Source organism: Streptomyces sp. 2P-4, assembly GCF_030167965.1.
In the GTDB taxonomy this organism is placed as follows: Bacteria; Actinomycetota; Actinomycetes; order Streptomycetales; family Streptomycetaceae; genus Streptomyces; species Streptomyces globosus_A.
The window spans coordinates 3,204,193-3,228,154 of record NZ_CP095011.1 but is presented as its reverse complement, the minus strand read 5'-3'; the positions used below and the strand labels follow the sequence as shown (position 1 = coordinate 3,228,154).

Sequence of the window (23,962 nt, the reverse complement as noted above, 5' to 3'; positions counted from 1 at the left end):
GCATGGAGCGCGGTCCGGCGGTGTTCGCGGCAGCGGTGTTCCTGCTGTACGGGACGGCCCTGCTGGCCTGGACGGGGGCGTGCGTACGCCGCGGTGCGCCGGTCGCCGAGGGCGTGCGCCCCTCGCTCGCCCTCCCGGCGGCTCTGCTCGGCGCGGCGGTGTCGCTGGGCCTCGGGGCGTGGTGCCTCGCACATCTCTGACCCGGGCCGCTCCGCCGGCCGCGGCTCTCGGGGCAAAGCCGGACGTCAGGACGGGTGCGGGGGCGGGGCCAGACGGCCCCCTGGCCACTCGGGCCGGTGATCGGGACGGGCCCGGCGGGGTATCCGGGCGGCAGAAATGGCACTAGTCGGGTTACCGTTCGAGTGGCCGTTGCGGGCTTGTGCCGTTTGACACGGGGGCGGGTTGTACCGTCACACTCCGCAGCGTCGCCGTACTGCGACCGAGTGCCGACCGGAGAGAAGAGCCAAGTTGTCCCCGACTAGCGAGACCGCACAGGGCGGCCGCCGACTCGTCATCGTCGAGTCCCCTGCCAAGGCGAAGACGATCAAGGGCTACCTCGGCCCGGGATACGTCGTCGAGGCGAGCGTCGGGCACATCCGCGACCTCCCGAACGGCGCCGCGGAGGTACCCGAGAAGTACACGGGCGAGGTGCGCCGCCTCGGCGTGGACGTCGAGCACGACTTCCAGCCGATCTACGTCGTCAACGCCGACAAGAAGGCCCAGGTCAGGAAGCTCAAGGAGCTGCTGGCCGAATCCGACGAGCTCTTCCTGGCCACCGATGAGGACCGCGAGGGCGAGGCCATCGCGTGGCACCTCCAGGAGGTCCTCAAGCCCAAGGTCCCCGTCCACCGCATGGTCTTCCACGAGATCACCAAGGACGCGATCCGCGACGCCGTCGCCAACCCGCGCGAGCTGAACCAGCGCATGGTCGACGCCCAGGAGACCCGCCGCATCCTCGACCGGCTCTACGGCTACGAGGTCTCCCCGGTGCTGTGGAAGAAGGTCATGCCGAAGCTGTCGGCGGGCCGCGTGCAGTCCGTGGCCACCCGCCTCGTCGTCGAGCGCGAGCGCGAGCGCATCGCCTTCCGCTCCGCCGAGTACTGGGACCTGACCGGCACCTTCTCGACCGGCCGGGCCGGCGACCCGTCCGACCCGTCCACCCTCGTCGCACGCCTGAACACCGTCGACGGCAAGCGCGTCGCCCAGGGCCGCGACTTCGGTGCGAACGGACAGCTGAAGAACCCCGAGGTGCTCCACCTCGACGAGGCGAACGCGCGCGCCCTGGCCGCCGCCCTCGCGGACAGCTCCTTCGCGGTCCGCTCGGTCGAGTCCAAGCCGTACCGCCGCTCCCCGTACGCCCCGTTCCGTACGACGACGCTCCAGCAGGAGGCCTCGCGCAAGCTCGGCTTCGGGGCGAAGGCGACCATGCAGGTGGCGCAGAAGCTGTACGAGAACGGCTTCATCACCTACATGCGAACCGACTCCACGACGCTGTCCGACACGGCCGTGGCCGCGGCCCGGGCGCAGGTCACGCAGCTGTACGGAGCCGACTACCTGCCGGAGAAGGCGCGCGTCTACGCGGGCAAGGTCAAGAACGCGCAGGAGGCGCACGAGGCGATCCGCCCCTCGGGTGATCGTTTCCGCACGCCGGCCGAGACCGGTCTGACCGGCGACCAGTTCCGGCTCTACGAGCTGATCTGGAAGCGGACCGTCGCCTCCCAGATGAAGGACGCGACCGGCAACTCGGTCACCGTCAGGATCGGCGGCACGGCCCGCGACGGCCGGGACGCCGAGTTCACCGCCTCCGGCAAGACCATCACCTTCCACGGCTTCATGAAGGCGTACGTCGAGGGCGCGGACGACCCGAACGCCGAGCTCGACGACCGTGAGCGGCGCCTGCCGCAGGTCGCCGCGGGCGACGCGCTCGCCGCCGACGAGATCACCGCGGACGGCCACGCCACCAAGCCGCCGGCCCGCTATACCGAGGCCTCGCTGGTCAAGGAGCTCGAGGAGCGCGAGATCGGCCGCCCGTCGACGTACGCGTCGATCATCGGCACGATCCTCGACCGCGGCTACGTCTTCAAGAAGGGCACGGCCCTCGTGCCGTCCTTCCTGTCGTTCGCCGTGGTCAACCTGCTGGAGAAGCACTTCGGCCGGCTCGTCGACTACGACTTCACCGCCAAGATGGAGGACGACCTCGACCGCATCGCCCGCGGCGAGGCCCAGGCCGTGCCGTGGCTCAAGCGCTTCTACTTCGGCTCCGAGGAGGCCTCGGGCATCGTGCCCGCCGACGGCGACCACCTCGGCGGCCTGAAGGAGCTCGTCACCGACCTCGGCGCGATCGACGCCCGGGAGATCTCCTCCTTCCCGGTCGGCGAGGGCATCGTGCTGCGCGTCGGCCGCTACGGGCCGTACGTGGAGCGCGGCGAGAAGGACGCCGAGGGCCACCAGCGGGCCGACGTGCCCGACGACCTCGCCCCGGACGAGCTGACGGTCGCCTACGCGGAGGAGCTCTTCGCCAAGCCGAGCGGAGAGTTCCAGCTGGGCGCCGACCCGGTCAGCGGCAACCAGATCGTCGCCAAGGACGGCCGGTACGGGCCGTACGTGACCGAGGTCCTGCCCGAGGGCACCCCCAAGACCGGCAAGAACGCGGTCAAGCCGCGCACCGCCTCGCTGTTCAAGTCGATGTCCCTGGACACGGTCACCCTCGACGACGCGCTGAAGCTGATGTCGCTGCCGCGCGTCGTGGGCACCGATGCCGAGGGCGTGGAGATCACCGCCCAGAACGGCAGGTACGGCCCGTACCTGAAGAAGGGGACGGACTCGCGGTCGCTGGAGTCGGAGGAGCAGCTCTTCACGATCACGCTCGACGAGGCGCTGGCGATCTACGCCCAGCCCAAGGTCCGCGGGCGGGCGGCGGCCAAGCCCCCGCTGAAGGAGCTGGGCACCGACCCCGTCAGCGAGCGGCCGGTCGTCGTCAAGGACGGCCGCTTCGGCCCGTACGTGACGGACGGCGAGACGAACGCGACGCTGCGGCGCGACGACGACGTGGAGACGATCACGCCCGAGCGCGGCTACGAGCTGCTCGCCGAGAAGCGGGCGAAGGGGCCGGCGAAGAAGACGGCCAAGAAGGCGACCGCCGCGAAGAAGGCCCCGGCGAAGAAGGCGACGGCCGCGAAGAAGACCGCCGCCAAGAAGACCTCGGCGGCCAAGACGACGACGGCGAAGAAGACGGCCGCGAAGAAGACGGCCACCGCGAAGGCCGCGGCTGCGAAGACGACGGCAGCGGCGGCCACGGCCGAGGATTAGGCAGGACCTCAGGACCTCAGGACCTGAGGACCTCAGGGTCCGGCGGGGCGGTACCGGCGCGAGCGCGCGGGGTACCGTCCCGCCGCGCGTCCGGCCCCGGCCGGGAGCCGGCCCTGCAGGCGGTGCAGGAGGGTTCGGAGGGGCGCGAGGCGGGGGCCGCCGGGGTTGTCCACAGGCCTCCGCAGCCGTCCGGCGCAGCGGATAGGCTGGGCGGATGACGCGAGCCGAGCAGCCGACTGGCGTGACCGCCCCCGTGAACCCCTCCTACGACGAAGCCCTCGCCGCGGACTCCCGCGAGCGGGCGGTGCGCGCCCTGCTGCGCACACCCCGGCTGCGGCGGCTGTGGAGCGCCCAGCTCGTGAGCGGCATCGGCGACGCCCTCGCCCTGCTGGTCCTGGTGCTGCTGGCCTTCCAGACCGGCGTCTCCCAGGAGGTGTTCGGCGGCGGCTACCGCGGCTGGGCCCTGACCATCGCGGCCGTCTTCGGCGTCCGCATCGCCGCGACCCTGCTCTTCGGCGCCGTCCTGCTCGGCCCGCTCGCGGGGCTCATCGCCCCCGGCGGCAAGCTCGACCGCCGCTGGACCATGATCGCGGCCGACGGGATCCGGATCGGGCTGTTCGTCGTCGCCCCGCTGTGGCTCGACTGGATCCCGGCGCACGCGCTGACCGCGCTGCTCGCCACCGTCTTCGTCGCCGGCGCCGCCGAGCGGCTGTGGACCACGGCCAAGGACAGCGCCGCCCCCGGCCTGCTGCCCGCCGCGCCGCCCGAGGGCGCCGCCGTACGGCCGCTGCCCGACCACCTGGACGCGCTGCGCCGGCTCACCCTGCGCACCTCGTTCGCCGCGATGCCCGCCGCCGCGGCCGTGCTGCTCGCCGCCACCCTGATCGGCAAGGCGCTCGCCCTCGGCGTGGACTGGCTCGCCGCGAACCAGGCCGCCCTCGGCTCGTACGTGGCGGCCGGACTGTTCGCCGCGTCCCTGTCGCTGCTCGTCCCGCTGGTCCTGCCCGAGAGCCGGACCCCGCGGCCGCGCTCGCCGCTGGAAGGGCTGCGCGCCCCCAAGGCGGGGGACCGGCCCGACAAGGGGCGTACCGGTTCCATCCCGCTGTTCGTCCTGGCCTGCGCGGCCGTCGCCGGAGCCGTGTCCGGTGCCGCGGCCGTCGCCGTGCTCCACGCGTACGACCTCGGCGGCGGTCCCGCCACCTTCGCGCTGCTCGTCCTGGCCCTGCTCGGCGGCACCGCCGCCGGCATCCGCGCCACCCAGGCCGGGAAGGTGCTGCCCGCCCTGTCCCGGCGCCGCCTGCTGGCCCTCGCCACGGCGGTCGCGGGCGCCGCGCTGCTGCTGAGCGGCCTGGTGCCCGACACCGCGACCGTGCTGCTGCTGTCGCTGCTCGCCGGCACCGCCGCAGGCGTCGCCGCGAACACCGGGCACACCCTGCTGGACCAGGAGACCGAGGAGCTCCGCCGCGGCCGCGTCACCGAGCACCTGCAGGCCGTCGTACGGGTCGCGGTCGGCCTCGGGGCGCTTCTCGCCCCCGTCGTGGCGGCCGGCATCGGCCCCCACCGGCTGACCGCCGGCGAGCTGGTGTTCCGGCACGGCGGCGCGGCGTACACGCTGATGCTCGTCGGCGTCCTGCTCCTGCCGGTCGCCGTGATCGTGCTCGCCAAGGCCGACGACCGGGGCGGCGTACCCCTGCGCCGCGACCTGCGCGACGCGCTGCGCGGCGGGGAGCCGCTCCAGGCCCCGGCCGGCTCCGGGTTCTTCATCGCCCTCGAAGGCGGTGACGGCGCCGGCAAGTCCACCCAGGTCCAGGCCCTGGCCGAGTGGATACGGGGCAAGGGCCACGAGGTCGTCGTTACGCGCGAGCCGGGCGCCACCCCGGTCGGCAAGCGCCTGCGCTCGATCCTGCTCGACGTCTCCTCCGCCGGGCTGTCGAACCGGGCCGAGGCCCTGCTGTACGCCGCCGACCGCGCCGAGCACGTCGACACCGTGGTCCGGCCCGCCCTGGAGCGCGGCGCCGTCGTCATCAGCGACCGCTACATCGACTCCTCCGTGGCCTACCAGGGCGCCGGCCGGGACCTGTCCCCGACCGAGATCGCCCGTATCTCGCGCTGGGCGACCGACGGGCTCGTCCCCCACCTGACCGTGCTGCTCGACGTCTCCCCGGAGACCGCCCGCGAGCGGTTCACCGAAGCCCCCGACCGGCTGGAGTCGGAGCCCGCCGAGTTCCACCAGCGGGTCCGGGCCGGCTTCCTCACCCTGGCCGCGGCCGACCCCGGCCGCTACCTCGTCGTCGACGCCGGGCAGGACCCCGACTCGGTGGCCACCGTCGTACGCCACCGCCTGGACCGGATGCTCCCGCTCTCCGAGGCGGAGGAGGCCGCCCGGGCCGAGGCGCGCCGCGAGGCCGAGGAGGAGGCGCGGCGCCGCGCCGAGGAGGAGGCTGCCCGCAAGGCAGAGGAGGAGCGGCAGCGCGCCGAGGAGGAGGCCCGCCGGGCCCGCGAGGCCGAGGAAGCCCGCCTCCGGGCCGAGGCGGAGCTCGCCGAGGCGCGCCGGATCGCCGAGGAGGCCGCCGCACGCCAGGCCGAGGAGGAGCGCCGGCGCGCCGAGGAGGAGGCGCGCGCCCGCGCCGAGGCCGAACGGCTGCGCGCCGAGGCCGAGGCGAAGGCCCGCGCCGCCGAGCAGGAGCGGCTGCGCCGCGAGGCGGAGGAGGAGGCCCGGCTGCGCGCCGAGGCCGAGGAGCGGCGCCGGGAGAAGCAGCGGCGCGCCGAGGAGGCGCTGCTGAAGGCCGAGGAGGCGCGCCGGCTGGCGGAGGCCCAGGCGGCCGCCGCCGCGGCGGAAGCGGCCCGCAAGGCCGCGGCGGCCCCGCGGGTCTCCATGACCAAGGAGCCGCACCCGGACGACGCGGTGACGGTCGAGACGCCGGTGGTCCGGCCGCCGGTGGAGAAGCGGGTCGTCCGCCCGGACGACGTGACGCAGACGGTGCCGATGCCGAAGGCGGACCCGGCCGGGCCCGCCGCCGACCGGGTCGACCCGGCGGCCGAGACCTCCGTACTGCCGCCTGTGCCGGCCTCCGACCCGGCCGACGAGACGGCTGTCCTGCCGCCCGTACGCCCGGACGCGCCCCGGCCGCGCCCCCAGGCGCACTCGGCGGTCAGGCCCACGGCCCGGCGCCCCGACCGCGACCCGGCGGACCGGGTCCCGCCGGGCATCTTCCGGGACTCCGACGACGACGTGACCCGCGAACTGCCGCTCCTCGACGAAGCGGGCCGGCCGCGCGCCGCACGCCCGTCGTGGGCGCAGGACGCCGCCGGGGACGACGACATGCCGACCCTGGCGGACGAACTGCTCGGCCCGCGCCACGACGACGAAGACGACGAGAACGGCCGCCGCCGCCACTGACCGGGCAGCACGCAGGCCACGGAGGTGCCCGCGCGCTCGGCCATGCCGGCGCCGGGAGGCGCCCGGGGCACCCGCAGGTGGGGGTGGAGGCGCCCGGCCCCGAAGCCGCACCTGCGGCCGTGGTCCCGGTCGCGGTGCCTGGCCGGCACCGGGCCGGGCAGCCGGCAGGGACCCGGCGTGTGGTCGGGACTGTCGGCGGCGGGCGTCACACTGGAGGGCGCACGCGCCGGGCCGGCGGCGGCCGTGCGGCCGGCATGGCGGATGGCACATGAGCAGTACCTGGAAGGCGGTGGGCGGGATGCCCGTGTGGGACGACCTGGTGGGCCAGGAGCGGGTGCAGGCACAGCTTGCCGCGGCCGCCCGTGACGCCGACGCCCTGGTCACGGCCGTGGAGGCCGGGCAGGAGCCGCCCGCCGCGTCCAAGATGACCCACGCCTGGCTCTTCACCGGCCCGCCCGGCTCAGGCCGGGCCACCGCGGCCCGCGCCTTCGCCGCCGCCCTGCAGTGCACCAGCCCCGACCGGGCCCTCGGCGGCGAGCCCGGCTGCGGCTTCTGCGACGGCTGCCACACCACCGTGGTCGGCACGCACGCGGACGTGGAGTTCGTCCGGACCGACCTGCTGTCCATCGGCGTCAAGGAGACCCGCGACCTCGTCCGCCGCGCCCAGCTCTCCCCGGCCGTCGGCCGCTGGCAGGTCATCGTCCTGGAGGACTCCGACCGCCTGACCGAGGGCGCCGCGAACGTCCTCCTGAAGGCCGTGGAGGAGCCCGCTCCGCGGACCGTGTGGCTGCTGTGCGCCCCGTCCCTGGAGGACGTGCTCCCCACGATCCGATCCCGCTGCCGCCACCTGACGCTGCGGACCCCGCCCGTCGCGGCCGTCGCGGACGTGCTCGTGCGGCGCGACGGCATCCCGCCCGACATGGCCGCCTTCGCCGCCCGGGCCACCCAGGGGCACCTCGACCGCGCCCGCAGGCTCGCCCAGGACGAGTCCGCCCGCACCCGGCGCACCTCCGTCCTGAGGCTGCCGCTCCGCGTCGGCGACGTCGGCGGCTGCCTGAAGGCCGCGCAGGAGCTCGTCGACGCCGCCGCAGAGGACGCCAAGCAGCTCGCCGAGGAGGTCGACACGAAGGAGACCGAGGAGCTGAAGGCCGCCCTCGGCGCCGGAGCCGGCACCTCCGGCCGGCTGCCGCGCGGCACGGCCGGCGTGATGAAGGAGCTGGAGGACCGGCAGAAGCGCCGCCGCACCCGCACCCAGCGCGACAGCCTCGACCTCGCCCTGACCGACCTCACCGGCTTCTACCGCGACGTCCTCGCCCTCCAGCTCGGCAGCGCCCTCGCCCTCGCCAACGAGGACCTGCGCCCCGACCTCGAACGGGTCGCCCGGGCCGGCGGCCCCGAGCGCACCCTGCGGCGGATCGAGGCGATCAGCGCCTGCCGCGAGGCCCTCGACCGCAACGTGGCCCCGCTCCTCGCGGTCGAGGCCATGACGATGGCACTCCGCGCGGGCTGACAGCCGCCGTGCCCCGCTGCGGCGGGCCGCCCGCCCGCCGCAGCCGCCGGAGGCCGCCGGGGCCGCCGGAGGCCGCCGGCCCGCCCTGGTCGACCGCGGTTGACCGCTCACCCGTACGAGCGAACCGCCCGGCGGCGGCACGCGAACACCGGGCACCGTCCGGGCGGCCGCCCGGCGCCCACCCGGCCGGGCCGCCCGTCGGCACGTAGTCTCCGAGGATGGACACCAGTCGCCTCCTGCGCACCACCGGCACCGCCCTTGCGGCGGCCGGGCTGCTGCTCTCCGGCTGCACCTCGGACGGCTCGACGGCCTCCCGCGCCTCCGCCTCCGCGGTCCGCGGCACCACCCCGTCCGCACAGCCGACCGCCGTCCCGGCCGCGCTGCGCCCGTACTACGAGCAGAAGCCGGCCTGGCGCGACTGCGGTGTCCCCGGCTTCCAGTGCGCCACGATGAAGGCCCCGCTGGACTACGCACACCCCGAGTCCGGCCAGGACATCGACATCGCCATCGCCCGCCGCCCCGCCACCGGCCCCGGCAAGCGCCTCGGCTCGCTGCTCGTCAACCCGGGCGGACCGGGCGGCTCCGGCATCGGCTACCTCCAGGCCTTCGCCGGCATCGGCTACCCGGCGTCCGTACGCGCCCAGTACGACATGGTGTCCTTCGACCCGCGCGGAGTGGACCGCAGCAGCCCCGTCCAATGCCTGACCGGGCCGGGCATGGACAAGTTCACGCAGGTGGACCAGACCCCCGACGACGAGGCGGAGCGCGCCCGGCTCGTCGCCTCCTTCAAGGAGTTCGCGGCCGCCTGCCGGGAGCGCTCGGAGCGCATCCTGCCGCACGTCTCCACGGTCGACGCCGCCCGCGACATGGACATGCTGCGCGCGGTGCTCGGCGACGAGAAGCTGACGTACGTCGGCGCCTCGTACGGCACCTTCCTCGGCGCCACGTACGCGGACCTCTTCCCCGCCCGGGTCGGCCGGCTCGTCCTGGACGGGGCGATGGACCCCTCCCGCTCCGCGATCGACATGAACCGCGACCAGACCGCCGGCTTCGAGACCGCCTTCCGCTCCTTCGCCCGGGACTGCGCGAAGCAGCCGGACTGCCCGCTCGGCAAGGGAGGGCCGGACGCGGTGGCCGCCCGGCTCGGGGAGTTCTTCACGGCGCTCGACGCGGAGCCGGTGCCCAGCGGCGACCCGGCCCGCCCGCTCGGCGAGTCCCTCGCCACGACGGGCGTGATCGCCGCCCTGTACGACGAGAGCGCCTGGCCGCAGCTGCGCGAGGCGATCGCCGCGGCGCAGGACGGCGACGGCTCGGGCCTCCTCGCCCTCGCCGACACGTACTACGAGCGCGAGCCCGACGGCCGGTACGCGAACCTGATGTACGCGAACGCCGCTGTGAACTGCCTCGACCAGCCGCCCTCCTTCTCCGGCCCCGAAGCCGTCCAGGCGGCCCTCCCGTCGTTCCGCAAGGCGTCCCCGGTGTTCGGCACGGGCCTGGCCTGGGCCGCGTTGAACTGCACGTACTGGCCGGTCAAGGCCACCGGGGCGGCCCGCCCCCTGACGGCGAAGGGCGCCGCGCCGATCGTCGTGGTCGGCACCCTCCGCGACCCGGCGACCCCGTACAAGTGGGCGCAGGCCCTGGCGGGCCAGCTCGACTCGGGCGTCCTCCTCACCTACGACGGCGACGGCCACACGGCATACGGCCGCGGCAGCACGTGCATCGACAACGCGATCAACACGTACCTCCTGGAGGGCAAGCCGCCGCAGAACGGCAAAAAGTGCACGTAAGTCGCGGCGGCGGCCCGCCCCGGAACTCGGTTCGGGGCACCCCTCCCGAGCCTGTAGACTAGGCGCCGCTGCTGATGAGCGAACCCCGCCAGGGGAACACTTGTCTACCGGCGGTGCCGCCTTAGCTCAGTTGGCCAGAGCAACGCACTCGTAATGCGTAGGTCTCGGGTTCGAATCCCGAAGGCGGCTCAGAGAAAGGCCAGGTCAGATACTTTCTGACCTGGCCTTTTCTGTTGCTCGGGGCATGGCAGGGCATGCGGCGGGGGTGCCGCAGGTTTGCGTGCGTGAGCGATGCGTGAGCGGAGGGGCCGTCAGCCCTTCTTGGCAGCCTTCTTGGCCTTGGCCTTCTTCTTCCCCTTGGCTTTCGCCTTCGCGGCCTGCTTGGCCTTCTTGGCGGCCTTACGGGCCTGCTCTTCCTGCTCGGCCTTGCGCTGGAGGGGGACCAGCTTGGCGGTGGCCTCGGCGGCGCTCTTGCCGACGTGGGGGAGCACGCTCTGGTAGATGTCGCGCGTGATCCGGGTGTCGCTGTGCCCGAGCGTGTCCGACACGATCTTGATGTCGATGTCGGCCGCCAGCATGAGCGTGGCCGCGCCGTGCCGGAGGTCGTGCAGCCGGATCGGCGGCAGCCCGGAGGCCGCGACGAGCCGCTCGAAGAGATCCGTCACCTTGCCTGGGTGGAGCCAGGAGCCGTCCTCCTGGGTGAAGACGAGGCCGGTATTCACCCAGGCCGACCCCCACTCCAAACGGTCGGCCTCCTGCTGCATGCGGTGCCGCTCCAGGACGCCGACGGTGTCGTCGTCGAGCGCGACGACGCGGAACCCGCTGTCCGTCTTCGGCTCCGACGCCTCGACCTCCCAACCGTCTTGGACGAGCTGCCCGGTCACGGTGAGGGAGTGCCGGTCGAGGTTGGTCTCCGACCAGGGCTGCCCGCACGCCTCGCCGCGCCGCAGACCGCGGAACGCGATCAGGTGCCACATCGCGTACAGCCGGTCGTCGGCGACGAAGTCGAGGAAGGCGCCCGTCTGTTCCGGCGTCCAGACCATCACGGGGGAGGGCTTCTCGCCGGTCTGCTCCCACTTGGCGACCCGCTCGTCCGTCCACACCAGCGCCTTCGGCTTGCGCACCGGGTCGATCTCGACGTGGGCCGCAGGGTTGAACGTGATGATCTGCTGCCCGATCGCGTCGTTCAGGGACGCGCGGAGCGTGGCCTTCACGTGCTGCCGCGTGGCAGGGCCGGTCACGCGACGGAAGGCCGGCATCGCGTCGATCGCCTCCTTCAGTGCCTTCCGGCGAGCTCGGTTCTCGGCCCCCTTCCACGGGATCGTCGCCAACTCCTTCACGGCTGCCCGCCGCTGGGCGTTTTGCTCCAGGATCTCGGCGTTACCGTCGGCGATGGCCGTGAACATCTCGCTGAGGTGACTCACGCGCAGCCGGTCGAGGCGCCGGTGGCCGATGTGAGGCTTCAGGTGCACGCGGATGTCGGTCTCGTACCGGCTGATGCCCGACTTCCGGATGCGCTTGCCCGCCAGCCACCGGTCCAGCCACTCGGCGACGGTCAGGCTGCCGACGAGGTCCTGGCCGGCCTTGAGGCGTCGCCGGGTCTCCTCCACGTCGGGCAGCGGCAGCTTCTCGCCGCTGACTTCCGCCAGCATCTCGGCAAGCAGCTGGGTGCCTTCGGGGTCGTCGGCCTCGGCGAGCCCGAGCAGGGCACGAACGTGGTCGAGGTCGGCTTGCGCAGCCTTGGCGTTGGTGTAGCCGCCACGGGCGAACGACCGCCTGCTGCCGTCCTCGCGGGGTGGCAGCTCCTGGCGTATGGAGTAGGTGCAGTGGTTTCTGCTGTTGCGCTTGGGGCAGGAAGCGCCGAGTTCCTTGCCGGACTTGGGGTCGCGGCAGGAGCAGCGGCGGTAGGTAGAACCCTTCAAATGTCTTCCTCTTCGTAGCCGTCGTCGAACGGACTCATGAACCGGGTTCGCATCAGATGCGGGGGTGTGCCGCCCTCCTCACGGATGGAGGCGCGTACGCTGCGCAGCCGTTGTTTGGCGAGCGCTGCTCTTTCTGCGTAGAAGGCTTGGGCGCTGAGGGCCTCTTCGCGTTGAGTGGCGTTGCTGGCCGATTTGGCCTTCCAGGCTTCGTGTTGCTCGCTGGATTCGGCGGCATTGAGGGCCTGCTGCTCGCTCTCGTGCCGATGGAACAGGCGCAGCATGCGGTCGAGAGCGAGCGGCTCACCGGGTTCGGCGCCGGTGAACCACCGCATGGCGCCCCAGGTCTGCTCGCTGTCCCGCAGGGGGAGTTTCTGAACCCTTTCGACGTAGCCGACGGGGTAGATCAGGCAGATCGGGTTCGTGTGGAGTGCCTCGGCCAGCACCATGACGTCGACCAAGGGGAGGCTGGCCCGGCGGCCTGACTCCATGTTGGCGATCACGTTGCGCGGGATCCGGTGGCCGATCTCCTCACAGGCATCGGCGAGCTCTTGGGCGCTCATGCCCAATTCCTTCCTGCGTCGTCGCACCTCCTTGGCCACGGTTGCCATGACTTGGTCCACCCACTCTGGGACGTCGTCCTCGTCTTCATCATCGAATCCACGTTGTGTCATGGAGACACATTAGCTCGAACAGACTTGTTTCTCGTAGGCCCGGAGCCGGACGTGAGGACCGCGTTCGCCGACGGCTGTGACGAGAGGAGTCGCTGCGTGCGCGAGAACCCGACTGAAACCGGGCCGAAGGGGATGGGTCGCGAGGAGATATTGGCCCTACCGGCAGCCATTGACCTGGACACCAGCAACCGTGCGCTGGGTCTCGGGCGAAGCAAGGGCTACGAGCTGGCCAAGCGGGGCGAGTACCCGTGCAAGGTCCTGCGGCTGGGCAAGGCGTACCGCGTGGTGACCGCAGACCTGGTGAACCTGCTGGGACTGGCCGCTTGAGGGCGAGAGAAGGTAGCAGACCATTCTGCGCGGAGCTGACACAGAAACGCTGGACTGTGCCAGGGGTCGGACGTACTGTTCGTCGTCGCCCGGCTCCTCCAAGGGATCACGGCAAACAAGTGAGCCTCCGACGCGCCAACGTCGGAGGCCCCGGCAACATCCCCACCCGCAACCACACGGTCAACCCGAGTGGCCAGCACGCACGCGGCCACACGAGAAGGAGCTGCCCCTTGGAACCTACGACATCCACGCCCCCTGCCGCACCTGCCAAGGCGACCTGGCCTGCGGTCGCGGTCCCCGGCCAGCCCGGCGCCCACTTGCACGACGCACCGGCCTGGGGACTCGACACACCCGTCGAAGGCCCCGCTGAGGCGGAAGTTCCCCCGCCCGCACCGTCGACCCCCGCGTCAGAGGGGGAGGCGATCCTGGACGAGCTGCGCGCCACGATCCGCCGGTACGTAGTGATGCCCAGCGAGGAGGCCCTGACCGCCGCCACGCTGTGGGCGGCGGCCACACACCTCCAGACGGTGTGGCAGCACGCCCCGCGCCTCGCGGTGGTCGGACCGGCAAGGCGGTGCGGGAAGTCGCGGCTGCTGGAGGTCCTGATCGAGGCGGTCCACGAACCGCTGATCACGGTCAATGCGTCCGCGGCGGCGATCTTCCGCTCGATCAGCGAGGACAACCCGCCGACCCTGCTGGTGGACGAGGTCGACACGATCTTCGGGTCGGCGAAAGTCGCGGAGAAGAACGAGGAGATACGCGGCCTGCTCAACGCGGGACATCAGCGCAACCGCCCCACCCTGCGCGTCTCGGGCCCGAACCACGACGTGCAGAAGTTCTCCACCTTCGCCATGGCCGCCCTGGCCGGCATCGGCGACCTGCCCGACACGATCATGGACCGGTCCGTGGTCATCCGCATGCGCCGCCGCGCCCGCAGCGAGAAGGTCGCCTCCTGGCGCTACGGCCGCGACGACCTGGCGGTCAGGGCGCTGCGGGAACGGCTCGCGGCCTGGCTGGCCAGCGTGCGCGACGAGGCCATCGCGCTGGAGCCCAAGCTCCCGGTCGACGACCGCGCCGCCGACACGTGGGAGCCGTTGATCAGCGTCGCCGACCTCGCGGGCGGACGCTGGCCGATGACCGCCCGTACGGCGTGCAAGGCCATGACGGACTACGAGTCCGGCCGGGACCAGGACGGTGGGCTGAAGATCCGTATTCTGACCGACATCCGGAAAGCCTTCGCGAGTGTGGGCAATCCGCCCGCGCTACGGACCACCCACCTGCTGGACCTCCTCAACGCCGACCCAGAGGCGCCGTGGTCCGAGCACAGCCCCAAGGGGCTCACCCCGCGCGGCCTGCAGATCCTGCTCGATGACTACGGCATCGGCTCGGGCAACCGCCGCTTCCCCGACGGCAACCAGGCCAAGGGCTTTACCCCCGCGCAGTTCACCGACGCCTGGACCCGGTACTGCCCGCCGGAGAATCCCGCCGCAGAGGCCCTGCCCACCACCGGCGCCTGACCCTCCACGTCTCGTCCCACTCGTCCCCGCGCAGGTCAGCGCGGGGACGGGTGAGGGAGGCGCAACGAGTCGACTCGACATCACCAGCCTGCTGACCTGGTGAAACCTGCCGTCGAAAGCGTGCAACCGCCCGCCAAGCGGCTCCCAGGACGCGCGAGTCGGCACCCGTACCAACTCGTCCCCCACTCGTCTCACCGACCGTCCGGCACGCGGTATCGGACGGGTGCAACGAGTCGACTCGACATCAGCCGAGCACCCGTACCTGCCCTGACCAGCGACAGGACGAGTGGGACGAGTCCCCACCCTCCACAGCCACCCAGTCCGGTGGCCACACCTCACCCCTTGGAGTGCACCCGCTTGACCACACCCACCCCCACGCACAAAACCACCCGGGCCGAGCGGTACGTCCTGGCCGCCGCCGGATTCGTGATCGTCGCTCTGACCGCCGCAGGCTTCTGGCTCTCGTACGCCCACCTGGCCGAGGTCGCCGGACGCCACGGCCTGGGTGACGCCCCCAAACGCCAGTGGGCCTGGCCCGCCACCCTCGACGCGTTCATCGTCTCCGGCGAGCTCCTGATGCTCCGCGCCAGCCTGCGGCGGGTGACCGACTGGTGGGCGATTACACTGACCGCCACCGGCTCCCTCGGATCCATCGCCCTGAACGTGGCCGGCGTCTACGGCACACGCGGCACCACCGAGGTCCCGCTCCTGGACTACGTGATCGCCGCCATCCCTCCGGCCGCCGCCCTCATGGCCTTCGGTGCCCTGATGCGGCAGATCCACCAGCACGTCGCAGAACCCGCAACCCCACGTCCCTCGGACGACCGCCACCACCCTGTGGCGATCGCCGCCCAGCTCCCGCCCGACGATGGGCAAGCCTTCGAACGCCAGCCCGTACCCGCGGGCGAGGAGCCGGAGGATTCCGGTGACAACGCCGCCGAGGCTGCCGAGGAGTCGGACCTGGAAGCCGGTCCGCACAAAGCCGACCCGCCCGCCGTCCCCTCCCGGAAGGTCGGCCGACCCACAACCGGTGACCTGGACGAGTTCCTCGCGATCGTGGAGAAGTTGGAAGGCAAGCCGACGCTGAAGCAGATGCGGGCGGCCATCGAAGCCGAGGGCCACTCGATCAGCAACGAGCGCCTGGGGAAGGTGAAGAAGGATCTCGTGGGCCTCCGCAGGCAGCAAGCCCTCAGTGGAACCGCCCCCGGACGCTGACCGATATTCACCGCAGGTCAACGCCGGTAAGGCCGGACGGGGACCGTGGCTGCCTGCTGGCCACGGTCCCCCGGCGATCACCGTAGAACCCGCGTCCCCGACCACCGGTCCCCGTCCCCACCCAGCCCGCGATCCGCACTCCCCGGTCTCCTGCACCGGGGCAGCCATCCGCCTATTCCGGGGACCGTCGGACTTCCGGTCATCTCCTCGCTGACCGCGCGCCGCAACCTCTGCCAATGCCGCTGGCGCCCGCCTGCCGACCTCGCCTGTCCCGCATCGCCAGCAGCCACCCCCGCATCGGAGAAGCACCCTGTGACGCTCGACCCGAACGACCCCGACTCCACGCCCTCGCCGGTCTCGAAGTCGCCGAGTCTGATAGACCGTTGGCAGCGTGCGTTCGGGATGACGGCCCCTGGCGGAGCCAGTAGTACCCCGAGTCCGACTCAAGGCCGGCCCTCGGGGATCTCCGCCCCGGGGGTGGCGGAGACGGCCCAGCGCCAGGGGGCGCCAGACCGGGGGGTCGGGTCCGAGGGCAGCCCCGACCAAGACAAGCTCCAGGCCATCCAGCGCGAGATCCTCCGCGCCGAACCCAGCCCCCAGCCCGCCGCCGGTGAGCCGACGGTGCAGAGCGTTCAGCCCACGATCCGCCGCTTCACCGGCAACAAGCGCACCGACCGTGTCGGCCCGCTGCGCTTCACCCGCACCGAGCGCGCCCGCCTGATCGAGGCCGCCGCCGAGCACAACTACAAGGGCGAATCCGGCCTCGCCGCCGACATCGTCTTGGCCTTCATCGACGGCCGGTTCACCGCCAACCTCCCCCTGTCCGAGGATCGCCGCCGCACCCACGTCTTCCGCGCCCAGGTCCTCCGCCAGTGCAACCGCATCGGCGTCAACATCAACCAGATGGCTCGCGCCCTGAACAGCGACCTCACCCCGCCCGACATACGCCAGCGCCTCGACGAACTCCACGACCTGCTCACGGTGATCGCCGAGGCCCTGCGCGAGCCCGCCGACCCGAGGGAGGTCTGACGATCGTGATCGCCGCCATCAAGCCCGCCGGCGCCAACACCCGCGGACTGCTCGCCTACCTCTACGGCCCCGGCCGTCACGACGAGCACACCGACCCGCACATCGTGGCCGGCTTCGCCATGCTCGGCATGCCCGACCCCGGCCGCGACGAGAACGCCACCCTCACCCAGCTCGCCCGCTACCTGGACGAGCCCGTACGCCTCCGCAACAGCGAGTTCGGCAAGAAGATCACCGACCATGTCTGGCACTGCCCCGTCCGCGCAGCTCCCGAAGACCGCCACCTCTCCGACGCCGAGTGGGGCGAGATCGCCCAGCGCATCGTTGCCGCGGCCTGCATCGCCCCCGAAGGCGACGACCTGTCCTGCCGCTGGATCGCAGTACGCCACGCCGACGACCACATCCACATCCTCGCCACCACCGTCCGCGAGGACGGCCGCCGCCCCAAGCTCCACGACAGCGGCATCCGCGTCGGCGACGCCTGCCGCCAGATCGAGAACGACTACGGCCTGCGCCGCCTGAGGAAGGGCGACCGCACCGGCACCCGCGTCCCCACCCAGGCTGAGATGCACAAGGCCCAGCGCCTCGGCTGGGAACAGACCAGCCGCGAGTGGCTCCAGGACCGCATCCGCGCCGCCATCCCCCATGCCCGCACCGCCGAGGAACTCCTCGCCTACCTCGAAGCCGACGGCATCGCGATCAAGGCCAGGCGCGGCCCCTCCGGGGACCTCCTCGGCTACGCCGCAGGCCGCCCCGGCGACCTCAACAAGGACGGCGAACAGATCTTCCACCCCGGCGGGAAGATCGCCCCCGACCTCACCCTCCCCAAGCTCCAAGCCCGCCTGGAAGCCGGCCAGCCCGAGGAACACCCCACCGCCCGCCGCAACCGGCCGGCCACCCCCTGGCACCAGGCCACCGAAGCCCTCGACACCTTCCGTACCGACCTCGCCGACGACACCCACGCCCAGGCGCACATCACCGCCCTCGGTGAACTCCTCGAAGCCACCGCCCAGCAAGCCCCCACCCGCCTCCGCGCCGAACTCCAGGCTGCATCGAAGGCGTTCGCACGAGCCCAGCGCTCCCAGGTCCGGGCGGAAGACCGCGCCGCCCACGCCATCCGCCACGCGGCCCGCGACATCGTCCACACCGCCACCGGCCCCGACGGCAGCGCCCTCGCCGCCCTCATCGCGGCCCTCCTGTGGGCCGGGATCATCGCCAACCGCTGGCACGAGGCCAAGGGCCACGCCCACCAAGCCGACGCCGCCCGCCGGGCCCTCCACCACCTGCAGGCAGCCGCCGACCAGGCCCTCGCCCCCACGCTCGTCGTACTCGAACAGCGTCAACCGAAGCAGGAGATACGCCGCACGCTCGCCCACGACGTACGCGCCGCCGTCCCCGACCACGCAGACCGCATCCTCACCGACCCCAGCTGGCCCGCCCTCGCCGCCGTCCTCGCCGACGCGGAAGCCCGAGGCCACCAACCCCACCAGCTCCTGAAGGAGGCCGCAGCCCAGCGCGAACTAGCCACAGCCCGCCAGCCCGCCCGCGTCCTGATCACCCGTCTCCAACACACCAGCCGCAACCCCAGCCCGAACCCTCGGGCCGAAGCCGCCCGCCGCCGCACCACGGCGTCGGTGACCGGCCGGCGGGCCACCGCTTCAATGCCGTCAGTAGCACCCGGAGGCCGACCCAACCGCCCGCGACGCTGACCCCTGGAATCTCGCCATTGGCACCCGCCCTGCACCCCAGCAGGACACGTTTTCCCCCGCAGCACACCGCAGCTGTGCTCAGGTGGCCGCCGCCACCGTGGCCGCTCTCCGGGCCCGAGGCCACAGGCGGATCCGGACGCGATCGCCGGGAGAGGGCCGACATGTATAGCCGACGATCCCCGGTTAGCCAAACCGGGGATTCCCCAGACCATTTACATGCACGGGCCCGCGCCCAACTCCACCCAGACGTACAGCACCCGCACGGTGCTGTCGGCACACCCACACCACAAGGAGCACCACCCTGAAGTTCCACCCCACCGCTGCCATGTTTCCGCCGCTCACCAACGAGGAGCTCCACGAGCTGACCGAGTCGATCAGGACCCACGGCCTGCGCCACCCGATCGTCCTCGGCCCCGATGGAACCCTCCTCGACGGCCGCCACCGACTCGCCGTCTGCAAGGCCCTCGGAGTCGAACCCCGCTTCACGACCTACGAAGGCGGTGATCCCGACGGGTACGCCCTGTCCGTCAACATCGGCCAGCGCAACCTGACCACGGGACAGGCGGCGATGATCGCCATCAAGGCCCAAGCCGTCACCGAGACGAACGAGCACCCCTCCCCCGAGGAGGCGATGCGTTCCCTCAGTGAGAAGACCGGTGTCTCCATTGGCCGACTGGAGCTGGCCGACATGGTCATGCGACACGAGCCCGAGTTCATCGAGCCAGTCATCACGCGTGCTGTCAGTTTGGACAAGGCGCACGAGCTCGCACTCACCAACAAGGTCCGTGCACAAGTCAGCCAGCAGCACCTCGCCCGCCTGCGCACCGATGCCCCTGACCTCGCCGACCGCGTCATCGCGGGTGAACTCACCGCGTTTCATGCCTGGAACAAGCACCAGGGTCGTATCAAGGAAGTCGAACGGCAGCGCAGGGTCGCGACGTATCTTCTCTGCGACGTCGTAACGTCTCTGGCGCAGACACGGGGCTCCAGGACCTTCGTCAGGTACGACCCCCAATACGAGGCACCGCGCCGCGCCGTTACCCGCGAGACCATCGCCCACGCGATGACCGCGCTCACCGAAATGGACGCTGTATGGCGGGAGCGCAACCTCCCCTGAGCCTGCCCGTGAGACCCGGCAACGAAAGATCATTCGGAAGGTGGGCCAAGTCCGCCCCCCATCTCACCGGGTCCTTTGAGATGGATGGCCAGCACCGCCGGAGTCACGTCCTCAGCCCGTGACTCCGTAGCCCGACTTGATCTCATGACGCCCTCTGGGGGCCAGCGCCGAAACGCCCTGGCCCCCAGAGGCTTTGCGCCTACCGACGCAACTCGCCCTCGATGAATCGAGCAACCAACGGCCGCGGAACTCGGAGCTCGCCGAACAGAGCCCAGTACTCGCTATGCCTCCGGTGTTCCGTCCGCCGAGATGCGGCGGAAGCCGAGGTACGGGAAGAGGGATTCGGGCAGGACGATCGAGCCGTCCTGCTGCTGGCACTGCTCGAGGAGCGCGGCCAGGGTGCGGCCGATGGGCAGGCCGGAGCCGTTGAGGGTGGCGACGAGCTTGGGCTTGCCGTCCTCGCCGCGGGTGCGGATGTTGGCGCGGCGGGCTTGGAACGTGCCGAAGTTGGAGACCGAAGAGATCTCCCGGTAGGTGTTCTGGCTGGGGATCCAGACCTCGATGTCGTACGTGAGCTGGGCCGAGAAACCCGTGTCACCGGCGGCCAGCTTGACGACGCGGTACGCGAGGCCGAGCTCCTTCAGGCACGCCTCGGCATGGCCGACCATCGTCTCCAGCGTGGCAGCCGCGTCCGCCGGGTCGACCATCTGGACGATCTCGACCTTGGCAAACTGGTGCTGGCGGATCAGGCCCCGGGTGTCACGGCCGTAGGAGCCGGCCTCGGAGCGGAAGCACGGGGTGTGCGCGGTCAGGGCCAGCGGCAGCTCGGCCGGCGGGATGATCTCGTCGGCGTAGAGGTTGGTCAGCGGGACCTCGGCCGTCGGGATGAGGAACAGGTCGCGGTCGGCGACGCCCGTCTTGAACAGGTCCTCCTCGAACTTCGGCAGCTGGCCGGTGCCGGTCATCGTCTTGCGAGTGACCAGGTAGGGGACGGCGTGCTCGACGTACCCGTGGCGCCGGGTGTGGATGTCGAGGAAGAGGGTGGCCAGAGCCCGCTCCAGGGCGGCGCCGGCGCCGCGGGAGACCGCGAAGCGCGGGCCGGAGAGCTTCGTGGCGCGGGCGAAGTCGAGGATGCCGGTGGCCTCGCCGAGGTCGACGTGGTCCTTCGGTTCGAAGGAGAAGGCCGGCGGAGTGCCGACCCGGCGGATCTCGACCGCGAACTCCTCGGAGTCGCCGTCGGGGGCCGCGTCGTCGGGTAGGTTCGGGATGGTCAGGAGCAGCTCGCGCAGCTCCTCCTGCACCTGCTCCTGCTCGGCATCGATGTCCCGGATCTGGTCTTTCAGCTCGCGGGCGCGCTCCTTCAGCTTGGAGATGTCGCCGCCCTGCTTGGCCGTCTGCTGGACCTCGCTCGCCACCCGCTTGGCCTCCGTCCGCAGCTCATCGGCTGAGCGGATGTTCTGGTTGCGCCGGGACTGGAGGTCTTCCAGCCGGGACAGGTCCAGGGAGTATCCGCGACGAGCGAGCCTACGAACAGCTTCGGCACCCATTTCGATCAGGGCGCGGGCGTCATGCATGAGGGGATCCTTTTTATCCAGCGAGTGGGATGGGGATTCCAGAGCGACGGTAGCAACAGCGACCCCTCGCGGATCCGGAATATCGCCGTGTGATCTCTACGGCGCAGCGCTACTGGGCTCCACGTACTGTCCAGATCCCGCCAGCCTCGACCAGGGCCGGGATGGTGCCCGCCCGGTGCTTCGTGACAGGGTCGACCCCATGCGGATTTTGGTGATGGGCGGCACCTGGTTCCTCGGCCGCGCGATTGTTGACGAAGCTCTGCGACGGGGCTGGGAGGTGACAACCTTCAACCGTGGCCGTTCCGGTGCGGTAGAGGGCGCCGACACGGTCCGCGGTGACCGGACTGACCCCGACGACGTGAAGCGGCTGGCCAGCCAAGGGCCGTGGGATGCCGTCATCGACACCTCCAGCAGCGAGTTCTCGCCTCGTGATGTGCTCCTCGCCACCGAGGCCCTGCGCCCGGTTGCCGTCCGGTGGGTGCACGTCTCCACGGTGTCCGTTTACCAGGGCTGGCCCCACCACCCGCTCACTGAGGATTCCCCACTGCTGGAGTGCCCACCGGACGCGGACGAGTCGTTCGGACACACCGGCCCCGACGGCAGCCCGACGAAGTACGGATTCCAGAAGGCCGGCGGAGAGGCCGCGGTGCGGACCGCGTTCGGGGACGACTCGGTGTTCGTACGGCCGGGGGTGATCCTGGGCCCCGGCGAGTACGTCGGCCGACTCCCGTGGTGGCTCACCAGGGCCCATCGCGGCGGCCCGATCGTTGTCCCGGCGCCGGGCGAGCAGCGCCTCCAGCCCGTCGACGTGCGCGACGTCGCCGCCTTCGCCGTCGATCAGGCCGCGGCCGGTACCCCAGGGCGGGCCTTCAACATCGCCCACCCCGAGGGCATCAGCTGGGCGGACTTCATCAGCGCATGCCTCGCGGTCACGGGCGGCATCGGCCATCCGGTGTGGACCGACGCTGCGACCCTCACAGCGCACGCCGTCAAGCAGTGGACGGAGCTTCCGCTGTGGCGTACCCATGCCGGCGTGTGGTCCGTCGATGCCTCCCGTGCCGCAGCCGCCGGGCTCCGGTGCCGCCCGCTCGCGGACACCATTGCCGATACCTGGGCGTGGATGCAGGCGGACGGACGACCGGTCGAGCACCCGAGGTGGTCCGAACACGGCGTGGACCCGGACAAGGAGGCCCAGATCCTCGCTGCCCTCGGCCACGCGTAAGGAGGGTGAGCGGATCAGGAATCGATGGCGAGCAGCCCTCGCCCAGTACCCAACTGCCTCGGCGCTGAGCGGCGGCCGAACTCCTCGATCCGCTCGCCCAGCGTGACCGCCGCGCCCGCCCCCCTGAACGCGGGGGCGGTCAGCGCCCGCCTCAAGCTCCCGGTGCGCTCCAGCAGCCCAGCCACGCGTTGGTCCTCAGGAATCGCCCAGACCGTCTCCAGCGTCACCGTCGCCGCGTCCAGGTCGCCCCGCAGGAGCTGCGCGGCTGCGAGGTCGGCCGCGGCCTTCCCGCGTACGGACGCCGACTGCCGGGCCGGCGGCCGGGACGAGACAAGATCCAGCGCCCGCTGCGCGGTGGCCTCGGCACCTGCCCCGTCGCCGACGAGTAGGGCCGTCGTGCCGTTGGACATCAACAGCCGCTCCTCGCTGAACGCGAACTCGCCGCCCACACCATCGTGCAGCTCGTCGCGCTCCCCGCGATCCTGGCGGGTCGATGCGACGAGCGCCCGGGTCGCCCGCTCGTGGTCTCCGAGGTGTCCGTGGGCGCGGGCCTCGATGGACAGCAACCGACGGCGAGCCGTGTCCCCCAAGCCTGCATAGGCCAGCGCTGTCCGGGCCTGCCGTACCGCCTCCGACGGGCGCCCCGTGAAGTAGGCACAGATCGCCAAGGACCCGGTCGCGTAGGCGCGCAGCGGATCGAACCGAGCCATCTCCCCGTACAGGGCTGCCGACCGAGCAAGCCGAGCCGAGTCGTCCAGGGAGCCGAGGTCGAATGCGGCGGTCGACAGCAGCGCGCACGCCTGCCCGGCCACGATCAGCAGGTCCTGCTGTTGGGCGGGCACCTGTGTCAGCCCCCGCTGGTGCTCCGCCTCCGTACGAAGCACCCTGGCCCGCCGGAAGATGTCGAACGCGCTCACAGCCCCGTAGGAGCGGGCGAGAGCAAGGGCGTCGTCGCGAAGTTGGTCGATGGTGGTGTCGGATACACACTGCGCGGCGGCAGCACCCGCCTCGTCTGCGGCGTCACGTGCGGTCATTGCAATGTCACTTTCGAGGTCGTACGCAACAGGAGCCCCCGACGTCGTCGGAGACGGCGTAGGCGGAGGACCGAAAAGCGCGACGGTCTCCACCTCGAACAGGCGCTCAAGCACCCGGCACGTGTCCGGTCCCGGCAGGGTTTTGATCCGGCCCGATGTCCACCGCCGGAACTGTGCCTCGGACACCGACAGACCCGGTAAGGCGGCCTGTGAGGCCGCCCGCGCGAAGGCTGCAGCGAAGTCCCGGTACCGCCAGCGTCGTTGCTGGACCAATACGCGTAACAGGGTGGCCGGATCGTGCATCGGTCGCTCCCTCAAAGTCAGGAGACGGGTCACAACACCCCGTCCTCTCCGTTGACTACCGGCCAACCGGCTTGATCCGCAATGGAATCCGCGCACATGACATGCCGATGCCACCTCCATGACACCCCACACACCCAAGTGGGCGCCAGATGACATCTGCGGCGTCATGGCCGTGACACCCGCACCGGAGGGACTCTTACGCCACCCCAAGGAGCTCAGTGAAGGGAACGGATCGTGAGCAGCCCCCGGCTTCCCCGCCGAACCCCCGGTGCGACCAACCTGCAGTACGAGGCAGCCGTCGCCCCGTACGCGGAGACTG

At 71.8% G+C, this 23,962-nt stretch carries 16 protein-coding genes and 1 tRNA gene; 13 read left to right on the top strand and 4 right to left on the bottom strand.

What is annotated here, in order from left to right; genetic code table 11:
• Positions 1-2: 2 nt before the first annotated feature.
• The 6 genes from MUK52_RS13865 (at position 3) to MUK52_RS13840 (ending at position 10,195) form a co-directional block, all read left to right on the top strand.
• Positions 3-200, top strand: a complete 198-nt coding sequence (locus tag MUK52_RS13865; RefSeq protein ID WP_114053526.1) for a hypothetical protein — start codon at positions 3-5, stop codon at positions 198-200.
• A gap of 268 nt (positions 201-468) precedes the next feature.
• Positions 469-3,309 (top strand): type I DNA topoisomerase, encoded by a 2,841-nt coding sequence (gene topA, locus MUK52_RS13860; RefSeq protein WP_284576551.1) that lies wholly within the window; start codon positions 469-471, stop codon positions 3,307-3,309.
• A gap of 214 nt (positions 3,310-3,523) precedes the next feature.
• The gene (tmk, locus tag MUK52_RS13855; protein WP_284576548.1) at positions 3,524-6,709 is read left to right on the top strand and encodes a dTMP kinase; all 3,186 of its coding nucleotides are present in this window, start codon (positions 3,524-3,526) and stop codon (positions 6,707-6,709) included.
• 298 nt (positions 6,710-7,007) lie between these two features.
• A complete protein-coding gene (locus MUK52_RS13850) occupies positions 7,008-8,219 on the top strand; it encodes a DNA polymerase III subunit delta' (RefSeq protein WP_284581706.1) in 1,212 nt (403 codons plus the stop codon).
• A gap of 218 nt (positions 8,220-8,437) precedes the next feature.
• Positions 8,438-10,006, top strand: a complete 1,569-nt coding sequence (locus MUK52_RS13845) for an alpha/beta hydrolase (RefSeq protein WP_114053529.1) — start codon at positions 8,438-8,440, stop codon at positions 10,004-10,006.
• Positions 10,007-10,121: 115 nt separating this feature from the next.
• Positions 10,122-10,195: transfer RNA gene (locus tag MUK52_RS13840), tRNA-Thr, on the top strand.
• 122 nt (positions 10,196-10,317) lie between these two features.
• Here the strand turns inward: MUK52_RS13840 and MUK52_RS13835 are convergent.
• Both MUK52_RS13835 and MUK52_RS13830 read right to left on the bottom strand, forming a co-directional pair.
• On the bottom strand, positions 10,318-11,928 hold the full coding sequence (locus MUK52_RS13835) for a tyrosine-type recombinase/integrase (protein ID WP_284576545.1): 1,611 nt from the start codon (positions 11,926-11,928) through the stop codon (positions 10,318-10,320).
• Entirely contained in the window at positions 11,925-12,599 is a 675-nt protein-coding gene (locus MUK52_RS13830) for a helix-turn-helix domain-containing protein (protein WP_284576542.1), read from the bottom strand. The genes MUK52_RS13835 and MUK52_RS13830 overlap by 4 nt, the downstream gene beginning before the upstream one ends.
• Before the next feature lie 96 nt (positions 12,600-12,695).
• Here MUK52_RS13830 and MUK52_RS13825 point away from each other — a divergent pair, with 96 nt between their 5' ends.
• The 6 genes from MUK52_RS13825 to MUK52_RS13800 all read left to right on the top strand — a co-directional run bounded on the left by MUK52_RS13825 (position 12,696) and on the right by MUK52_RS13800 (position 19,510).
• Positions 12,696-12,926, top strand: a complete 231-nt coding sequence (locus tag MUK52_RS13825) for a hypothetical protein (protein WP_284576540.1) — start codon at positions 12,696-12,698, stop codon at positions 12,924-12,926.
• Between the two features lie 230 nt (positions 12,927-13,156).
• On the top strand, positions 13,157-14,443 hold the full coding sequence (locus MUK52_RS13820; protein WP_284576537.1) for a DUF3631 domain-containing protein: 1,287 nt from the start codon (positions 13,157-13,159) through the stop codon (positions 14,441-14,443).
• A gap of 357 nt (positions 14,444-14,800) precedes the next feature.
• The gene (locus MUK52_RS13815; RefSeq protein WP_284576534.1) at positions 14,801-15,658 is read left to right on the top strand and encodes a DUF2637 domain-containing protein; all 858 of its coding nucleotides are present in this window, start codon (positions 14,801-14,803) and stop codon (positions 15,656-15,658) included.
• Between the two features lie 477 nt (positions 15,659-16,135).
• Complete coding sequence (gene mobC / locus MUK52_RS13810) at positions 16,136-16,687, top strand: plasmid mobilization relaxosome protein MobC (protein ID WP_284576531.1); 552 nt, start codon at positions 16,136-16,138, stop codon at positions 16,685-16,687.
• Between the two features lie 5 nt (positions 16,688-16,692).
• Positions 16,693-18,393: a relaxase/mobilization nuclease domain-containing protein gene (locus MUK52_RS13805; RefSeq protein WP_284576529.1), complete on the top strand. Its 1,701-nt coding sequence runs from the start codon at positions 16,693-16,695 to the stop codon at positions 18,391-18,393.
• Positions 18,394-18,718: 325 nt separating this feature from the next.
• Positions 18,719-19,510, top strand: coding sequence for a ParB N-terminal domain-containing protein (locus tag MUK52_RS13800; RefSeq protein ID WP_284576527.1), 792 nt, complete (start codon positions 18,719-18,721; stop codon positions 19,508-19,510).
• 281 nt (positions 19,511-19,791) lie between these two features.
• Here the strand turns inward: MUK52_RS13800 and serS are convergent, their stop codons facing one another.
• Positions 19,792-21,084, bottom strand: coding sequence for a serine--tRNA ligase (gene serS / locus MUK52_RS13795; RefSeq protein ID WP_284576525.1), 1,293 nt, complete (start codon positions 21,082-21,084; stop codon positions 19,792-19,794).
• A 199-nt stretch (positions 21,085-21,283) separates the two neighbouring features.
• On the opposite strand from serS, the gene MUK52_RS13790 reads away from it, so the two are divergent.
• A complete protein-coding gene (locus tag MUK52_RS13790) occupies positions 21,284-22,306 on the top strand; it encodes an NAD-dependent epimerase/dehydratase family protein (RefSeq protein ID WP_284576523.1) in 1,023 nt (340 codons plus the stop codon).
• A gap of 14 nt (positions 22,307-22,320) precedes the next feature.
• On the opposite strand, the gene MUK52_RS13785 is transcribed toward MUK52_RS13790, so the two are convergent.
• Positions 22,321-23,643, bottom strand: coding sequence for an NsdA family TPR-like regulatory protein (locus tag MUK52_RS13785; RefSeq protein ID WP_284576520.1), 1,323 nt, complete (start codon positions 23,641-23,643; stop codon positions 22,321-22,323).
• Between the last annotated feature and the right edge of the window lie 319 nt (positions 23,644-23,962).